Genomic DNA, 1,843 nt, shown 5'->3' with positions numbered 1-1,843 from the left:
CTGTCACCCACCTTGAACGGGCCGCCTGGCGGGGTCAGGGTCTGGCTCAGGCGCAACGCGCTGGCCACCAGTATCGGTTCGCCGGGGCTGAACCCTTCGGGCAGACTGGCACGAAAGGTCAGCACCGGGGTTTGCCCCGACAGCTCATGGCTGGCCTGCGCCGGGGTCGCGCGCACTGTCAGTGGCGCGATCGAGAACGCTTGCGCCTGCGTCGGGGTGATTCGATAGGTGTAGCGCAGGCCGCTGAAGGTCTGGCCCTGAATCGTCTGCGACAGGTGCCCGGCCTCACCATTGGGCGGTGTCACATCGGTACCGTCCAGGTTCAGTTCGGGTAATGACGCACCACGGGTGAACCAGCTGTCGGTGAGCACATCGACCTGCAACTGCAAGGTCTCGCCCACCACCACGGCATCACCCGGTACCAGCCGGGCCTGCACCAACAGTTGCGGTTCGTTGGCCTGTGCCAGGCCGACGAACATCAGCAGTACCAGGGCGCAGGGCTTCATGGCGCCACCTTTTGGTCTTGCAGGCTGAATTTTTGCCGCAGGAAATTGGCCGGAGAGGTGGTCAGGTTTTGCAGCCATTGTTCGTCGCTGGCCGCCTGCGGGGTTTGCAGCGGTTTGCTCTGGCCTTTGCCTGGGGGCTTGTCGAATTTGACTGCGTCGGGTTTGACCTCGGGGGTGTTCTGCTCGGCGCTGTCGGTATCTTTTTCCATGGCAATGGCCAATGCCAGGTTGGCACTGGCTTCGGGGAACTGCGGTTGCAGGGCCAAGGCCTGGCGATAGGCGGCAATCGCCTGATCGAACTTGTAGCGGCGTACGTAAATATTGCCCAGGTAAAAGTACGCCGGGGCGGTGTTCAACCGGGCAAAGCTGGCCAGTGCCAGATCGAAATCGGCGGCGTTATAAGCTGCGATGCCTTTCCAGTAAGGATCGACAAATAACTCGGCTGCTGCGGGGTAGTGCTGGTGCTCAAAGGCCCAGCGCCCTTGCTGATCCCGGGTGAAGAAGGCATCGGTCAGTGCGTTGGCCTGCGCCGGTGACGGTTGCAGGGCCAGCCCTGCGCCCAGCAGCAGGACGGCGTTCCAGTTGAGGCTCCAGCCACGGCGCACCGAGAACCAGGCAAGCAATAGCAGGGGCCAGCATAACCAGTAACCGGCGTCTTTCCATTGCAGCTCGCGCTGCTCGTCGCTGGCGGCCTGGAAGTGCTGTTGGGCGTGGCCTTCGACCCAGTCCAGATCATCGTTGTTTATGGTCAGGCTGCCCAGCGGTGCATCGGTGGCCGCGGCCAGTTGCTTGAGCGCGGCGCTGTCGAAGCTGCCCAGTTGCGGGCGACCGGAACTGTCGGTGCGCGGTTGGCCGCGGGCATCACGAATGATCCCGCCATTGCTGCTGCCCACTGCCAGTACCAGTACTTGCAGGGCATTGTCTTGCAACAGGGCTTTGAGGCTGTCCAGTTGGGTGGTGTCGGCACCGTCGGTGATCAGCAACAGGGTGCCCGGAGCTTTCTCGGCCTGCAGCAGGCGCCTGGCCTGCTCGATCACTGCCGCTACGTTTTTGCCGGGCCGGGCGATCAGATCGGTGCCCAGGGCCTGGATAAAACTGTCGAGCAGCGCCGGGTCGTCGGTGGCGGGCAACACCAGATGGGCGCTGCCCGCGTAGGCGATCAGGGCCGTGCGGGCACCGCTGCGCCGGGCAGTCAGGTCATGCAATTTGTGCTTGGCGGCTTCCAGCCGGGTGGGCTGCACATCGCTGGCATCCATTGACGGGGACAGGTCGAGGGCAATGATCAACGGCGCGCGGTTTTGCAGGAACGCCGGGCGGTCCTGTTCCCAGGTGGGGCC

Annotated in this window: 1 protein-coding gene and 1 pseudogene; both read right to left on the bottom strand. The window is 63.9% G+C overall.

Translation table 11 applies throughout. From position 1 onward, the window contains the following. Positions 1-506: pseudogene (locus GHO03_RS24345) on the bottom strand (BatD family protein); the annotation flags it as partial. Further along, positions 503-1,843: VWA domain-containing protein (locus tag GHO03_RS24340; RefSeq protein ID WP_153400674.1), on the bottom strand; the 1,341-nt coding region annotated here is incomplete at its 5' end. The pseudogene GHO03_RS24345 and the gene GHO03_RS24340, both read right to left, overlap by 4 nt.

Origin of the sequence: Pseudomonas sp. FSL R10-1339 (assembly GCF_009600545.1) — a bacterium.
Taxonomy (GTDB): Bacteria; Pseudomonadota; Gammaproteobacteria; order Pseudomonadales; family Pseudomonadaceae; genus Aquipseudomonas; species Aquipseudomonas bubulae.
The sequence above is the reverse complement of the archived record's forward strand: the minus strand, read 5'-3'. Positions and strand labels throughout refer to the sequence as shown.